Origin of the sequence: Rhodococcus gannanensis, from assembly GCF_042681175.1 — a bacterium.
Classification (GTDB): domain Bacteria; phylum Actinomycetota; class Actinomycetes; order Mycobacteriales; family Mycobacteriaceae; genus Rhodococcus_G; species Rhodococcus_G gannanensis.
In genome coordinates this window covers 1-14,739 of sequence record NZ_JBHUFB010000012.1, presented here as the reverse complement: position 1 = coordinate 14,739, position 14,739 = coordinate 1, and the positions used below count along the sequence as shown (strand labels likewise).

Sequence of the window (14,739 nt, the reverse complement as noted above, 5' to 3'; positions counted from 1 at the left end):
CCGGGTGAACGGTTCCGTTCACCCGGTCAGTTGTCGTCGTCGACTCCCGTGTCGACGACGGGTTGGGCATCCGGTTGCGCGCGTCGCAGCTTCGCGAAACGCGGGTCGGACTCCATGTCCTCGCTGATGTCGTCGATCACGTCGACATCGGGCAGCAAAGGTGCCACCGGCGGCAGATCCGCCAGCGAGGACAACCCGAGCCGTTCCAGGAACAGCTCGGTCGTCGCATATGTGGTCGCGTTGGTGTCGGGATCGTTCCCGGCCTCGGCGATCAGACCCCGGGCGATGAGGGTGCGCATGACGCCGTCGACGTTCACTCCGCGCACCGCGCTCACCCGTGCACGGGTCAAAGGTTGACGGTACGCAACTACGGCCAATGTTTCCAACGCTGCACGTGTGAGCTTCGACCGAGCGCCGTCGAGCAGCAGTCGCTCCACGTAGGGGGCGTACTCGTTGCGGGTGTAGAACCGCCACCCTTCGGCCGCCGGCCGCAGGTCGATCCCGCTGCGGCGGGCCGTCAACGCACCAGACATCCGGCGCAGCATCTGCTCGACGCGGGCCGCAGGCTCCCCCACCGCGGAGGCGAGCGCCGCGGTCGCGGCGGGCGCGTCGATGACGAGCAGGACCGCCTCGAGCGCGGCCTCGAGTTCGTCGTCGTCGAGGGCGTCGGCCTCGTCGTTCCCTGTCTCCGCGGCCGCGGACGCGTCGACCGCCTCGGTCGGGTCGTCGTCGATCGCATCCACTGCGTCGACCTCTGCCTCGTTCATCCGTAGTCCTCCGCGCTCACCAGCACCCGTGCGTCGTCGCCCTCACCCGTCCAACTCACCAGCAGATCGCCGAGCGGCTCGAGCTGCTCGAACGCCACCGCCCGCTGGCGGTAGAGCTCCAGCAACGCCAGGAACCGGGCGACAATCTGCACCGTCGCCTCGCACCCCACAACGAGGTCGCCGAACCCTGCCCACGCACCCTCACCGCGCTCCCTGAGCATGTCGAGGACGATCGCCGCCTGCTCCGGCACCGAGACGGGCGACGCGTGCAGATGGTCGAGCCCGACCGTCGGCACCGGACGTGGGGCGAGAGCGGCGGCGGCGATGTCCGCGAAGGCGGTGGCGTCGACGCCGAGCAGCACCTCGGGCAACAGTCCGACGTACCGCTCCTCCAGCGCGACCGCGCGCGGGTAGCGGCGCAACGCCGCGGACTCGAGCTCGGCGAACAGCTGCGCGATCTGCTTGAACGCCCGGTACTGCAGCAGGCGGGCGAAGAGCAGGTCCCGCGCCTCCAGCAGTGCGAGGTCCTCGGCGTCCTCGACCTCGCCCGCAGGCAGCAGCCGTGCAGCCTTGAGGTCGAGGAGCGTGGCCGCGACGACGAGGAACTCGGTGGTCTGGTCGAGGACGTTGCCCGCACCGGCCCCTTGGGACTCCAGATCGGCGCTCAGCGCGCGGGTGTACGCGATGAAGTCGTCGGTCACCTGGTGCAACGCGACCTCGGTGACGTCGAGGCGCCGCTGACTGATCAGCGTCAGCAACAGGTCGAAGGGTCCTTCGAAGTTCCGTAGCCGGACCCGGAAGCCGCCGCCCTCCCCGGTGCCCTCGGTGGAGTCGGTGGAATCCATCTACCGACCGGACCGCGCGATCACTTCACGTGCCAAGGACCGATAGGCTTGCGCACCACCGGATTTCGGCGCCCACGTCGTGATGGGTTCACCCGCGACACTCGTTTCCGGGAACCGGACGGTGCGGCTGATCACGGTGTCGTAGACCAGATCCCCGAACACCTCGACGACGCGCGTCATCACCTCGCGGGCGTGCAGGGTCCGGGCGTCGAACATGGTGACGACGATGCCAGACATCTGCAGCCGGGGGTTCAGCCGGTCTCGGACCTTCTCGACGGTGTCATTGAGGAGCGCGAGCCCGCGCAGGCTGAAGTACTCGCATTCCATCGGGATGATCACACCCTCGGCGCAGGCCAGAGCGTTGACGGTGAGCAGGCCCAGCGACGGCTGGCAGTCGATCAGGATGTAGTCGTAGCGGTCGAGCACCGGATACAGCGCCCGTCCCAGCGACTGCTCCCTCCCCACCTCGGTGACGAGCTGGATCTCCGCGGCGGACAGGTCGATATTGCTCGGCAGCAGGTCGAGGTTCTCGACACGGGTACGCATCAGCACATCGTCGATCGAGACCTTGCGTTCGACGAGGAGGTTGTGGACCGTCAGTTCGAGGTCGTTGTGGGCGACACCCAGACCTGCGGACAGCGCACCCTGCGGGTCGAGGTCGACGAGCAGGACACGGCGTCCCTGCTCGGCCAGCGACGCGCCCAGATTGATCGTGGAGGTCGTCTTGCCCACTCCGCCCTTCTGGTTGCACATCGCGATCACCTTGGCCGGACCGTGCGAGGTCAGGGGCTGCGGATCGGGAATCACACGCAGTGGGCGGCCGGTCGGGCCGAGTTCGGGGTCACCGCCGGGCGGGTCGTCGGAGGTCTGCTGTGGCGTGAGGAACGGGTGGTCGGTGTCGGTGGGGGCGCCCCCTCCGGCGAAGCCGTCTGCCGACGTCGCCGAGGGCGGCTGAGGTGTCATCACGGTTCGATGGCCCCTTCCTCGCTCGTGCATGCTCGCCCACGACGCTACCGCCTGGCTCCCCGGATGCCGTCACGGACACGCGGCGCGCCCGGCGACCTGCGTCACGAGCACGTCGGCACCCCTAACGGGCGCGAGGATGGGCGCCGGCCCAGACCTCCCAGAGCGAGCTGATCGTGACCAGCGTGTAGATCTGCGTCGTCGTCACGGACGCGTGGCCGAGCAACTCCTGGACGACGCGCACGTCGGCGCCGCCGTCGAGGAGGTGAGTGGCGAAGGAATGCCGCAGGGTGTGCGGGGAGACGCCGTCGGCGAGACCCACCCGGTCGGCCGCAGACCGGAGCACCTGCCAGGCGCTCTGCCTCGTCAACCGCCCACCACGGGAATTGAGGAACACCGCGGGACCGCCACGGGACACCAGAGCGGGTCGACCCCGGACCAGATACGCCTCGAGGGCCGCGAGCGCCGGCCTGCCGATCGGGACGATGCGCTCCTTGCCGCCCTTGCCACGCAGCAGCACCGCCCGATCGACGGCGTCGATGTCATCGAGATCGAGTCCGACGGCCTCGGAGATGCGGGCGCCGGTCGAGTACAGGAGCTCGAGCAGCGCACGGTCCCGCAACGCGCGCGGTTGGTCACCGGCGTCCTCTCCCCCCGTCGATTCGAGGAGTGCCAGCACCTGGTCCACGGGCAGCGACTTCGGCAGCCGCCGGCTCGGGGACGGCGGCTTGACGCCGTGCGCGACGTCCGTCCTGGTGAAACCCTCCGCCGTCGCGAACTTGTGCAACCCCCGCACGGCGATGAGCGCGCGAGCCGCCGACGCAGGCGCCAGCGGCCGCACGCCGTTCGAGGTGTCACCGCGACGCAACACGACGACGAAGTCGGTCACGTGCCGTTGCGCGACCCTGTCGAGGTCGTCGATGCCGCGGCTGGTCAGGTACTCGCTGTAGCGCTCCAGGTCGCGGCGGTACGACACAAGGGTGTTCGCTGCCACGCCTCGCTCGACGGCGAGGTGGTCCAGGTAGCTCGACACCTGTTGCGCGAGCACCTCAGGAGCCGTCCCCGCGGCGGTCGAACGCGGTCGGCCGGTCCGGCCACGGCGAGTCGACCGGTCTGCCCTCGGTCCCACCTCCCGCGCGCAGTGCCGCCAGCGCGAGGATTCCGGCCAGTGCGGTGGCGTTGACGATCTCACCGGACAGCGCCTGGGCGACGGCGTCGTCGACGGAGACCCGGGTGATCTCGAGGTCGGCTTCCTCGTGTTCCGGGTCGGGACGGTCCACGACGGTCAGGCCGGTCGCCAGGTAGACCCGGATCGCCTCGTCGGTGAACCCGGGCGACACCGCGACGTCGACGAGCACCGACCAGGTGTCGGCGGCGAGACCGGTCTCCTCGGCGAGCTCGCGCCGCGCCGCGTCGACCGGGTCCTCCCCCGCCGCGTCGAGCAGCCCGGCGGGCAGTTCGCGGATCCGGCGTCCGAGCGGATGCCGGTACTGGTCGATCAGCACGAGGCGGTCCCGCTCGTCGACGGCGACGACCGCGACCGCTCCGTGGTGCTCGACCACCTCACGGTTCGCGGCCACGCCGCCCGGCATCGCGACACGGTCCACCCGGAGCGCGACGATCGCGCCCTCGTACACCGTCCGACTGTCGAGCGTGTCGAAGTCGTGCCGTCCGGGTTCCGTCGACAGACCCTGTTCGGGTTCCACGGGCAGGTCAGCCCGCGGTGACGTCGGTCGCGTCCTCACCGACCGGCTCGGCTGCGACGGTGGCCGCCTTGCCGTTTCCGGCATGCACGTCGACCTCGAGTCGCTCGGCCACCTTGTACTTCACGGCCTCCCCGATGAACGCCGCGAACAGCGGGTGCGGGCGGGTGGGACGGCTCTTGAGCTCCGGATGTGCCTGCGTCGCAACGAAGAACGGGTGCTTGTCGGCGGGCAACTCGACGAACTCGACGAGGTGGCCGTCCGGAGAGGTGCCGCTGAACTTCAGGCCCGACTTGGCGATCCGGTCGCGATACGCGTTGTTCACCTCGTAGCGGTGTCGGTGCCGCTCGGAGACGGTCTCGCTGCCGTACGCGCGGGCGACGACCGAGCCCTTCTCGAGGACGGCCGGGTAGGCGCCCAGGCGCATCGTGCCGCCGAGATCCGCCTCACCCGCGACGATGTCCTCCTGATCCGCCATCGTGGAGATGACAGGGTGGGTCGTGTCCGGCTCGAACTCGGCGGAGTTCGCGTCGGTGAGTCCGACCGACCGGGCGGCCTCGATGACGACGGCCTGCAGGCCGAGGCACAGCCCGAGGAGAGGAATCTTGCGGGTCCGCGCGTACCGGATGGCACCGAGCTTGCCCTCGATGCCGCGGATGCCGAAGCCGCCGGGAATCAGGACTGCGTCGACCTCGCCCAGCGCCTCCTGCGCGCCGGCCTCCGTCTCGCACACGTCGGACGGCACCCAGTCGATCTCGACCTTCGCACGGTGCGCGAACCCGCCGGCGCGCAGCGCCTCGGTCACGGACAGGTAGGCGTCGGGCAGGTCGACGTACTTGCCGACCAGCGCCACCCGCACACTCTCGCGCGGGTTGTGGACGCGCTCGAGCAGGTCGCCCCAGACCGACCAGTCCACGTCGCGGAACGGCAGCCCCAGCTGACGAACCACGTACGCGTCGAGTCCCTCGCTGTGCAGCACCTTCGGGATGTCGTAGATGGAGCGGGCGTCCGGGGTGGAGATACAGGCGTCGACGTCGACGTCGCACATGAGCGCGATCTTGCGCTTGAGCGCCTCGGGGACGTCCCTGTCGCATCGCAGGATCAGCGCATCCGGCTGGATACCGATGTTGCGCAGCGCGGCAACCGAGTGCTGCGTCGGCTTGGTCTTGAGCTCGCCGGACGGGCCGAGGTACGGCACCAGCGAGACGTGCAGGAAGAAGACGTTGTCCCGTCCCACGTCGTGCCGGACCTGACGTGCCGCCTCGAGGAACGGCTGAGACTCGATGTCACCGACCGTGCCACCGATCTCGGTGATCACGACGTCGGGAACGTGGCCCTGCGCGTCGGCACCCGCCATCGCGAGGATCCGGGACTTGATCTCGTCGGTGATGTGCGGGATGACCTGGACCGTGTCACCCAGGTACTCACCGCGGCGTTCCTTCGCGATCACCGACGAGTAGACCTGGCCGGTGGTCACGTTGGCGAACGCGTTGAGATCCCGGTCGAGGAAGCGCTCGTAATGGCCTACGTCGAGGTCCGTCTCGGCACCGTCCTCGGTGACGAAGACCTCACCGTGCTGGAACGGGTTCATGGTGCCGGGGTCGACGTTGAGGTAGGGATCGAGCTTCTGCATCGTCACGCGGAGTCCACGTGCGGTGAGCAGCTGTCCGAGGCTGGATGCCGTCAGACCCTTGCCGAGGGAGGAGGCCACGCCCCCACTGACGAAGATGTGCTTGGTGGCGGTACGCGAATGACTGCGTGAGAGTGGCAAGAAGGGCTCCCGTGACGACTTGCAGGACTTGACCAAGGGTATAGCTGGGGCCTGCCGACCCACGGGTCTTCACGGTAACACCTTTGCAACCCGCAGCCGCGCACGGCACGCCTCGTTCGGCGAAACGGCCGTGTGATCCTCAGCCGAGCGGCACACCCACGGTGACGGCCGTCGCATTGGGCCCCGTCCCGAACCTGCCCGCACCACCGCCGAGCTGCTCCTGCAGCGCGAGGACCGTCGTGATCCGACCGGATTCCCGGTCCACGTTGTCGACGGTCGACACGCCCGACGACAGTGCGGTGTCGGATCGAACGACCGCGACCGGCCCGTTGCCCTGCGCGGACGCCGGCCGACCCGCCAGCACGGTTCCGGCGCCACGGCCGTCGAGCGCGCCCGCGAACCGCGCGACGACTGCGCCACGGTTTCCGCTGTCCGCCTCGCCGTCTCCGGTCAGGACGACCGCGAGCTGTGCGGGCGCGACGGTCCCGTTGTCGTAGGCGACGAATCCGCCGGCGCGAAGCGCGTCGAGCGCCAGCGCAAGTTCCTCCGGCGTGCTCTGCGGCTGCGCGCTCTGCGCGTTCAGCAGGAGTACCGAGCCGAGGAGATCGCCGGCGAGGCTGCCCTGGTCGACGGCGCCGGTGCGCAACTGGATTCCGGCGGGAACGACGTTGGTGACGGTGGTGCGCAACTGGTCGCCGCTCGCGGCGTCGACGAACGCCTCGGTGAGCGCGACCTTTCCGGTCACCGTTCCACCGGAGGCGCCGATCAGCCGGGTCACCTCGTCGAGGTCGGCGGGATCCGCGTCGGGGGTCGTGACGACGACGACCGACCGTTGGGTCAGTGCGTCCCGGACCACCCGATCCGCCACGGCCGCGTCGAACCCGTCTGCGGCGCTGAGCTGCTCACCGAGCTGGTTGTTCTCGTCGGTGAGGTCGTTGATGCGGTTCTGCATCTCGGCCTTGTCGTCACGCAGTCCGGACAGCAGCGAATCGGACAGGGTTCCCGACCCCAGAACCACTCCGATGGCGAGGGCGAGGAAGATCGCCGCGATCGAGATCGCGTGTTGACGCAGAGAAATCACGTGAAGAGTCCCTGAACCCAGATCGCGAAGCTGTTCCACGACTCCACGGCCCAGTCGATCGCCTCGCCACCGACGTTCGACACGACGAGGGCGACGATCACCGCGGTCAGCGCCGCCAGCACCAGGAGCGCGACGGCCGCACCCGAGACCCTGCTGCGGTACAGCGTCGCAACGGCTTTCGCGTCCACGAGTTTCGGGCCGACCTTGAGCCGCGTCATGAACGCGGCCGGGTTGTCCTCGCGGCGCCCACGATCGAAGAACTCGTCGAGGGAGACGGTCGTGCCGACCGTGACGATCAGCGAGGCCCCGTGATGATCGGCAAGCAACAGCGCCAGGTCTGCCGGCGCCGCCGCAGCAGGGAACGTCATGGCGCCGATCCCGAGATCCTGGATCCGTTCGAGGCCGGGCGCGTGGCCGTCCGGGTCCGCAGGGAGCACCACTTCGGCACCCGATTTGAGGGTTGCCGCGGTCACATCCTCCGGATCACCGACGATGAGGTCCGGGCGATACCCGGCCGCGGACAGCGCATCTGCACCCGCACCGACGCCGATCAGGATGGGCGAGTACTCCTTGATGAACGGCTTCAGATTCTTCAGATCCGCGGCGTGGTCCGGTCCGTCGGCGACGACCACCACGTGCCGGTCCGTCATCTCGACGTCCACCTCGGGAACCCCGACGCCGTCGATGAGCAACGGGCTCTCGGTGCGGATGAACTCGATGGTGTTACCCGAGAACGCCTCGAGGTGGTCGACCAAGCCGGTCTTCGCCTCGATCATCAGGTCCGAGATCTCCGCCTCGGTCTGCTCGACGCCTGCGGCCAGCCGTCGTTCGCCGGTGTAGATCCCGCCTTCGTGGAGACGAACCTTGGAGCCGTCCTTGGTCTTCTTGAACACCTCCTCACCGACGGAGTCGACGAGGACGATCCCGTTGGCGACGAGCACCTCGGGACCCAGGTTCGGATAGCGACCGGAGATCGACGCAGACGCGTTGACGACAGCGGTGACGCCGGCCTCGACGAGCGCATCCGCGGTGACGCGGTCGAGGTCCAGTTCGTCGAGGACGACGATGTCGCCCGGGCCGACGCGGCGAAGCAGCTTCGCCGTGTTGCGGTCAACCCTGGCGATGCCGGACACTCCCGGCAGCGATTCGGTGTTTCGTGACAACAGAGCGGGCATCTTCATGCCCACGATGATGGCCCTCGGACCTGCCGGCGGCGGGGAGGCGCGCCGAACCTTTTACCTCATGAGTCACACGAACACCACCAGCGACACACGGAATCGTGGGCGGATCGTCCCTTCCCCGCGCTGCCCAGCCGCGGTCAGGACTTCCGCTCGAGGCTCGCGGTCGCGAGCAGCTCCTCGGCGTGGGCGCGCCCCGTCTCGGTGTCTCCGAGGCCGGCCAGCATCCGTGCCAGCTCGACCACACGTTCGTCGTCGGTGAGCGTGCGAACCCCGGAGTCCGCGCCGCGCTTGCCGTCGACCTTGTCGACGACCAGATGGGTGTCGGCGAAGGCCGCCACCTGCGGGAGGTGCGTGACGACGATGACCTGGTGCGTGCGTGCCAATCGGGCCAGCCGTCGCCCGATCTCGACGGCCGCGCGGCCTCCGACACCCGCATCGACCTCGTCGAACACCATCGTCGCGCCCGACTGTGCGCCCGCGAGCACCACTTCCAACGCGAGCATGACTCGCGACAGCTCACCTCCCGAGGCGCTCTTTCCGAGCATGAGCGACGGAGCGCCGTCGTGCGCGGCGAGCCGGAACTCGACCTCGTCGACCCCGGCGGACCCGGCATGCACTGCCGCACCGCCGACGTCGAGTGGCGCCGAGTCCTGAGCGGTCGCCGGCATCGGTCGGACCACGACCTCGAGCTTCGCCTTCCCCATCGCGAGCCCGGCGAGTTCGGCTGTCACGGCCTTGCCGAGCTTGCCCGCCGATTTCGCACGCGCCCGACTCAACGCCGATGCAGCCTCGGCGAGCGCGGTCGCAGCCGAGTCGACACGAGCCGCGAGTGACGCGAGTGCATCCGCGGAGACGTCGATGCGGCCGAGCCGCTCGCGGGCCTGCGCTGCCCAGTCGAGCACCCCGTCCACGTCCGCCGCGTACTTGCGGGTCAGCGTCTTCAGCTCGGCCTGCCTGCTCAGCAGGGTGTCGAGCGCACCGGGATCCGAAGGCAGGTCCTCGAGATAGCCGGTCAGGTCCGACGCCACGTCCGTGAGGATCGTGATCGCCTCGGCGAGTCTGGGGGCCAGCGCGGTCAGTGACTGGTCGTCGGCGGACTCGACGCGTGAGCGGGCCTCGCCGAGCAGGTCGAGAGCACCGACGGCACCCGGACCGGCATCCTCCGCGAGGTCCCCGGGGCCTGCCAGTGCGGCCTGCGCCTCCGCCGCCGCGGAACGCAGCGAATCGAGGGCACCGAGTCGCTTGACCTCGGCGACGATCGCCACGTCCTCGCCCGGCTGCGGGGCGACGCCGTCGATCTCGTTCAGCGCGAACTCCAGCCGGTCCGCCTCCTGCGCGAGTTCACGGCTGCTCCGGGTTCGCTCGTCCAGCTCGGCGCGCGCCTGCAGCCACTCCGACCGCAGGGCGCGGTACTTGTCGAGCAGTGAACCGAGTGGAGCACCACCGAACTCGTCGAGAGCCTGCCGCTGCTGGTCTGGACGTTGCAGTCGGAGCTGGTCGTTCTGGCCGTGAACAGTCAGCAGGGGTGTCGTCAGGTCGGCGAGTACGCCCGCAGGCACGCTCCGACCGCCGAGATGCGCCCTGGACCGACCGTCCGCTGCGACGGTGCGGACGGCGATGACCGTCCCGTCGTCGTCGCGTTCGGCTCCCGTCGACTCGAGCATCCGGTCGATGTCGGCGGCCGTCTGAGCGCCGACGTTCGTCGTCGAGAAGCGGCCCTCGACGACCGCGCGGTCGGCTCCCACCCGCACGCGGCCCGCGTCGGCGCGTGCACCGCCGAGCAGGTGGAGACTGGTCACGACCATCGTCTTGCCCGCGCCCGTCTCACCGGTGAGCACCGTGAATCCCTCGTGGAACTGGGCTGCGGCCGACGCGATCGCGCCGAGCGAATCGATGCGGAGTTCAGTGAGCACGCCGATCGTCCCCCTCCCCGCGGCCACGCAGACCGCGCCAACCCTTCACCGGCAGTTCGAACTTGCGCACCATCCGGTCCGCGAAGGGTGCCGAGTCCAAGCGGATCCACTTGACGGGATTCGCTCCGCGGACGATCTCGACGCGACCGCCCGCGGGAAGCTCGAGGGTGCGACTGCCGTCGCAGAACACCAGACCGTCGTGACCGCCGGCGTAGGTCTCGACTGCGATGGTCGATTCCGGGCTGGTGACCAGCGGCCGCGCGAACAGTGCATGCGCGTTGCTCGGAATCACCAGCAGCGCTTCGAGTTCCGGCCACACGACGGGACCACCCGCCGAGAACGCATAGGCGGTCGAACCCGTCGGGGTCGAGACGAGCACGCCGTCGCACCCGAACGACGACACCGGCCGGCCGTCCACCTCGAGTACCAACTCCAGCACCCCGAGCCGGGAGACGTTCTCGATGCTCGCCTCGTTCAGCGCCCATCCCCGGTCCACGATCACGTCGTCCACCCGGATCGCGATGTCGATCGTCATCCGATGCTCGACGCGATAGTCCTGGCGGATCAGATGAGCGAGTGCCTCTTCGAGGTGCTCCGCCTCGGTCTCCGCGAGGAATCCGATCCGGCCGAGGTTGATCCCGAGTACCGGAATGTCCGCGGCTCGCGCCAGTTCGGCGCCGCGCAGGAACGTTCCGTCACCACCGAGGACGAGCACCAGTTCGCAGCCGGCGGCTGCGTCGGGGCCCGGCTCCACGGCGACGACGTGGAGTTCGTCCGTCTCGGTCGGCTCGGCCGGATCCACCCCCACCGCCGGGTCGGTCCGAGTCGCGAGCACGCGCAGCCCGATTCCGGCTGCAGCGAACACCCGGGCGATACGTCTCGTCGTGTCGGTGATCTCGGCGCGCCCCGTGTGGGCGACGACCAGGATCTCGCGGTGAGCCGCACTCACTGAGGACCCTCCTCGACCGCGCGCCTCACGAGATCGTCGACATCGGGAGCACCGGGATCGCCCTGCTTGCGCAACCACAGGAAGTACTCGACGTTCCCCGAAGGACCGGGTAGCGGACTCGCCACCACACCGAGGGTGCGCAGACCCAGTCCGTCGGCCGCCCGCGACACCTCGAGCACTGCCTCCGCTCGCAATTTCGGATCACGCACCACACCGCCGGAACCGACGCGATCCTTGCCGACCTCGAACTGCGGCTTGACCATCGGCACCAGATCCGCGCCGTCGGCTGCACACGTCACGAACGCCTCCAACACCAGCTTCAACGAGATGAACGAGAGGTCGGCGACGACGACGTCGACCTGACCGCCGATCTGGCCGGGTTCGAGCGAACGCACGTTGGTGCGGTCGACGACCGTCACGCGGTCGTCGGACTGCAGCCTCCACACGAGCTGTCCGTATCCGACGTCCACCGCAACCACCTCGGTTGCACCGCGGCTGAGGAGGACGTCGGTGAACCCTCCCGTCGACGCTCCCGCGTCGAGGCACCGCTTCCCGGAGACCGTCAGCCCCACCGGCTCGAACGCCTCCAGTGCGCCGAGCAGCTTGTGCGCCCCGCGGGACGCCCAGGACACCTCGTCGGTCTCCTCGGTGATCAACAACGGAGTTCCCGCCTCGACACCGGTTGCGGGCTTGACGGCGACGGAACCGTTGATCAGAACCCGCCCGTCCGCGATCAGCTGTGCCGCATGCTCCCTGGAGCGAGCCAGACCACGCCGAACCAGTTCGGCGTCGACTCGTGCGCGCCTGGCCACCTCAGATCTTGTCCACGGTCTCGAGGGCCTGCACCAGAACCTCGTGCGCGCGCTCCAGGATGTGCGCCTGGTGCGGAATCGACTGCTGGTCGTCCGGCGAGTCGACGGCGGGCAGACCCGCGAGGAGATCGTCGACCTCGGCATGGATCTGCTGCGGGTCGACTGTCCGGGGCGGACCCGGCAGGTGCTGCCCGGGTTTGGGTGTCGGCGTACTCATCGCACACAACGCTATCCGATCGACCCGACAGCGCGCAGTCGGCCGCGTCAGTCCCGCGGGCCGCTCAACCGGTCGGCGACGGCGGAGGCCACCGGACCGCGACCACGGACGTCGGCGATGCCGTTCGCTTCCCATGCCGCGGCCAGGGCGGCACGGAGAACGACGGACTCGTCGACGTCGTCACCTGCCTCGATCCACAGCGTCGCGCCGTCGACCTGCGCGGAAACGTCACGATGCGGCGCGATCCGCAGTGCCTCAGGGGCCTTCTCCAGCGCCGCGAGCGTGTGTGCGAGATAGGTGGGGCGATCGGACGGCGCCGCGACGAGCAGATCAGCGGGGGTGCTCACCCCGCTCAACACCAGCAGGGAGTCGAGTCCGGCGTCGTTCGCACCCGCGATGTCCGTGTCGATGCGGTCGCCGATCACCAGCGGACGCTCCGCACCGCTGCGACGCACGGCGTCGTCCATGAGTGGGCGCGCAGGCTTACCCGCCACGTCGGGTGCGCGGCCGGTGGCCGTCCGCAGCGCCGCGACCATCGATCCGTTGCCGAGACACAGACCGCGCTCGGTGGGCAGTGTGGAGTCGACGTTCGATGCGACCCAGTACGCACCGGCCCGGATCGCGAGTGTCGCCTCGGCGAGAATCCGCCACCCCGTGTCAGGCGAATGTCCCTGCACCACCGCGACGGGAGCGTCGTCGTAGCTCCGGACCGGATTCAAACCCACGAGTTCGACCTCGTGCGCGAGTGCGTCCGTTCCGACGACGAGCACCGCAGACCCGGCGGGGATCTGCTGCGCCAACAGTCGCGCTGCCGACTGGGAGCTTGTCACGACCTCGAATTCCGTTGCAGGAAAACCGAGTACGTTCAGGTGGCCGGCCACGTCCGCCGGGCTTCGGCTGGCATTGTTGGTGACGTAGAAGAGCCGAGGCCCGCCGTCGACGACGAGCGCGTCCCGCGCCCCGGGGATTGCGTCCGCACCCGCGTAGACGGTGCCGTCCAGGTCGAGCAGCAGAACGTCGTACCGATCGCGCAGCCTCGAGGCGGCGGGGGCGCCTGCTGTCACTGGTCGTCGGACAGGTCGGCGACCCGCTCCTCGGCATCCGTGTCGCCGTCGTGGTCGGCGGCGGCTGCATTGAGGAACCACTTCAGCCCGTCCTGCTTGCGACCGGCAGCGACGAGCGCATCCGCATACGCGTAGAACAGCCGGGCAGCCGTCGGTCCGGACTTCGATGCATCCAGTTCGGGGGTCTGCAACGTCACGACCGCCTGATCGAACTGCCCGAGATCCATCCGGGCACCGGCAACCACGATCCGCAGTTCGGTGGCCTCGTCACCGGTCAGTGCGCGCGCTTCCTCACTGCGTCCGAGTTCGATCGCCCGCTCGGGTCGACCGAGGCCACGTTCACAGTCCGCCATGACGGCGAGAAGTCCCGGACCGCCCGCCATACGGCGCGCCGCCCGCAGCTCGGACAGCGCCTCCGCCCATTCGCCGGCGTGGTACGCGACGATGCCGGCGGTCTCGCGGACCACCGCGACGCGACCTGCGCGATTGCGCGCAGCGCGCGCGTGAGCCAGCGCGAGTGTCGGATCGTCCTCGATGAGCTTGCTCGCCATCACCAGGTGGCGTGCGACCGTGCCTGCGTTCGACTTGTCGAGACTCAGCAGGTCACGACGGACAGCCGGATCGAGCTCGCCGGGCTGGACGTCCTCGGGCAGTTCCGGCTCGTCGGGCCGGGCAGAGCGTCGTTCGGGAAATGCTCCTCCGTCACGCGGACGCGGGACGAAGCCGCCCTCACCGCCGCGCCGCTGGGGGCCACCGCTGCGGCGGTCCGGTCCACGACGATCTCCACCGGGCCGGTCGCCACGGAACTCGCCGCGAGCACCGTCACGACGCTCCCCGCCGCTGGAGCGGCGGTCGCCGCCTGATCTGCGATCGTCGCCACCGCGTTCGCCCTGGTAGCTGCCGCCCGATCGTCGGTCGCCGCCTGCGCCCCTCTGCTCGCTTCGGCCGGAGCCGTCACGGCGGTCGCCACCGGGGCCACGGCGGTCGTCGCGGTGACCGGAGCCGCTGTCGCGTCGGGGTCCGTCGTGCCGCCGGCCGCCCCGCGAGGGATCACCACCGCGACGTCGTTCCGAATCGTCGCCTCCGTGGGATCGACGCTCTCCGTTGTTGTCCGCCACAACGTCTCCTTCGAACACAAACCGGAACCAAGTCAATGAAAACACGAAAGGGGACCCAGTAGTATGGGTCCCCTTTCGGATGTTATGTACGGCGGTGTCCTACTCTCCCACACCCTGTCGAGTGCAGTACCATCGGCGCTGGAGGGCTTAGCTTCCGGGTTCGGAATGGGACCGGGCGTTTCCCCTCCGCTATGGCCGCCGTAACTCTGTGAAACTGTCACACGGATTCAGAGAAAACCATCCACACCCGAAAGATGTGGTGGGTTCTCCATCCGATACAACGTGTGTTGTTTCAGATACCGCACAGTGGACGCGTAGCTTCTTTGTGGTAAGTCCTCGGCCTATTAGTACCAGT

14 protein-coding genes and 1 rRNA gene are annotated in these 14,739 nt (G+C 69.2%); all 15 read right to left on the bottom strand.

The features are described from left to right. Positions 1–26 precede the first annotated feature (26 nt). Positions 27–767 carry an SMC-Scp complex subunit ScpB gene (gene scpB / locus ACFSJG_RS14880; RefSeq protein WP_378486016.1) on the bottom strand — a complete coding sequence of 247 codons (741 nt, stop codon included), beginning with the start codon at positions 765–767 and terminating at the stop codon, positions 27–29. Beyond that, entirely contained in the window at positions 764–1,612 is an 849-nt protein-coding gene (locus tag ACFSJG_RS14875; RefSeq protein WP_378486015.1) for a segregation and condensation protein A, read from the bottom strand. The genes scpB and ACFSJG_RS14875 overlap by 4 nt, the downstream gene beginning before the upstream one ends. Then, positions 1,613–2,578: a ParA family protein gene (locus ACFSJG_RS14870; RefSeq protein ID WP_378486014.1), complete on the bottom strand. Its 966-nt coding sequence runs from the start codon at positions 2,576–2,578 to the stop codon at positions 1,613–1,615. 121 nt (positions 2,579–2,699) lie between these two features. After that, complete coding sequence (gene xerD / locus ACFSJG_RS14865; protein ID WP_378486013.1) at positions 2,700–3,623, bottom strand: site-specific tyrosine recombinase XerD; 924 nt, start codon at positions 3,621–3,623, stop codon at positions 2,700–2,702. A gap of 1 nt (position 3,624) precedes the next feature. Further along, positions 3,625–4,281, bottom strand: coding sequence for an NUDIX domain-containing protein (locus tag ACFSJG_RS14860; protein ID WP_378486012.1), 657 nt, complete (start codon positions 4,279–4,281; stop codon positions 3,625–3,627). Between the two features lie 7 nt (positions 4,282–4,288). Beyond that, on the bottom strand, positions 4,289–6,049 hold the full coding sequence (locus ACFSJG_RS14855; protein ID WP_378486011.1) for a CTP synthase: 1,761 nt from the start codon (positions 6,047–6,049) through the stop codon (positions 4,289–4,291). A gap of 139 nt (positions 6,050–6,188) precedes the next feature. Continuing rightward, on the bottom strand, positions 6,189–7,130 hold the full coding sequence (locus ACFSJG_RS14850) for a copper transporter (protein ID WP_378486010.1): 942 nt from the start codon (positions 7,128–7,130) through the stop codon (positions 6,189–6,191). After that, positions 7,127–8,311, bottom strand: coding sequence for a putative cytokinetic ring protein SteA (gene steA / locus ACFSJG_RS14845; protein WP_378486009.1), 1,185 nt, complete (start codon positions 8,309–8,311; stop codon positions 7,127–7,129). The genes ACFSJG_RS14850 and steA overlap by 4 nt, the downstream gene beginning before the upstream one ends. Positions 8,312–8,448: 137 nt before the next feature. Continuing rightward, positions 8,449–10,224, bottom strand: a complete 1,776-nt coding sequence (gene recN, locus ACFSJG_RS14840) for a DNA repair protein RecN (protein ID WP_378486008.1) — start codon at positions 10,222–10,224, stop codon at positions 8,449–8,451. Continuing rightward, complete coding sequence (locus ACFSJG_RS14835; RefSeq protein ID WP_378486007.1) at positions 10,214–11,173, bottom strand: NAD kinase; 960 nt, start codon at positions 11,171–11,173, stop codon at positions 10,214–10,216. Before ACFSJG_RS14835 ends, recN begins: the two co-directional genes overlap by 11 nt. Then, complete coding sequence (locus ACFSJG_RS14830) at positions 11,170–11,985, bottom strand: TlyA family RNA methyltransferase (protein ID WP_378486006.1); 816 nt, start codon at positions 11,983–11,985, stop codon at positions 11,170–11,172. The genes ACFSJG_RS14835 and ACFSJG_RS14830 overlap by 4 nt, the downstream gene beginning before the upstream one ends. Position 11,986: 1 nt before the next feature. Next, complete coding sequence (locus tag ACFSJG_RS14825) at positions 11,987–12,202, bottom strand: hypothetical protein (RefSeq protein ID WP_378486005.1); 216 nt, start codon at positions 12,200–12,202, stop codon at positions 11,987–11,989. 47 nt (positions 12,203–12,249) lie between these two features. Continuing rightward, positions 12,250–13,266: an HAD-IIA family hydrolase gene (locus ACFSJG_RS14820; protein WP_378486004.1), complete on the bottom strand. Its 1,017-nt coding sequence runs from the start codon at positions 13,264–13,266 to the stop codon at positions 12,250–12,252. After that, on the bottom strand, positions 13,263–14,384 hold the full coding sequence (locus ACFSJG_RS14815; RefSeq protein ID WP_378486003.1) for a hypothetical protein: 1,122 nt from the start codon (positions 14,382–14,384) through the stop codon (positions 13,263–13,265). The genes ACFSJG_RS14820 and ACFSJG_RS14815 overlap by 4 nt, the downstream gene beginning before the upstream one ends. Before the next feature lie 86 nt (positions 14,385–14,470). Then, positions 14,471–14,587, bottom strand: a 5S ribosomal RNA gene (gene rrf, locus ACFSJG_RS14810). Positions 14,588–14,739 lie beyond the last annotated feature (152 nt).

Bases quoted from the DNA above. Each gene is read 5' to 3' on its own strand.
- scpB (WP_378486016.1), bottom strand. From the start codon at position 767: ATGAACGAGGCAGAGGTCGACGCAGTGGATGCGATCGACGACGACCCG.
- ACFSJG_RS14875 (WP_378486015.1), bottom strand. From the start codon at position 1,612: ATGGATTCCACCGACTCCACCGAGGGCACCGGGGAGGGCGGCGGCTTC.
- steA (WP_378486009.1), bottom strand. From the start codon at position 8,311: ATGAAGATGCCCGCTCTGTTGTCACGAAACACCGAATCGCTGCCGGGA.
- ACFSJG_RS14825 (WP_378486005.1), bottom strand. From the start codon at position 12,202: ATGAGTACGCCGACACCCAAACCCGGGCAGCACCTGCCGGGTCCGCCC.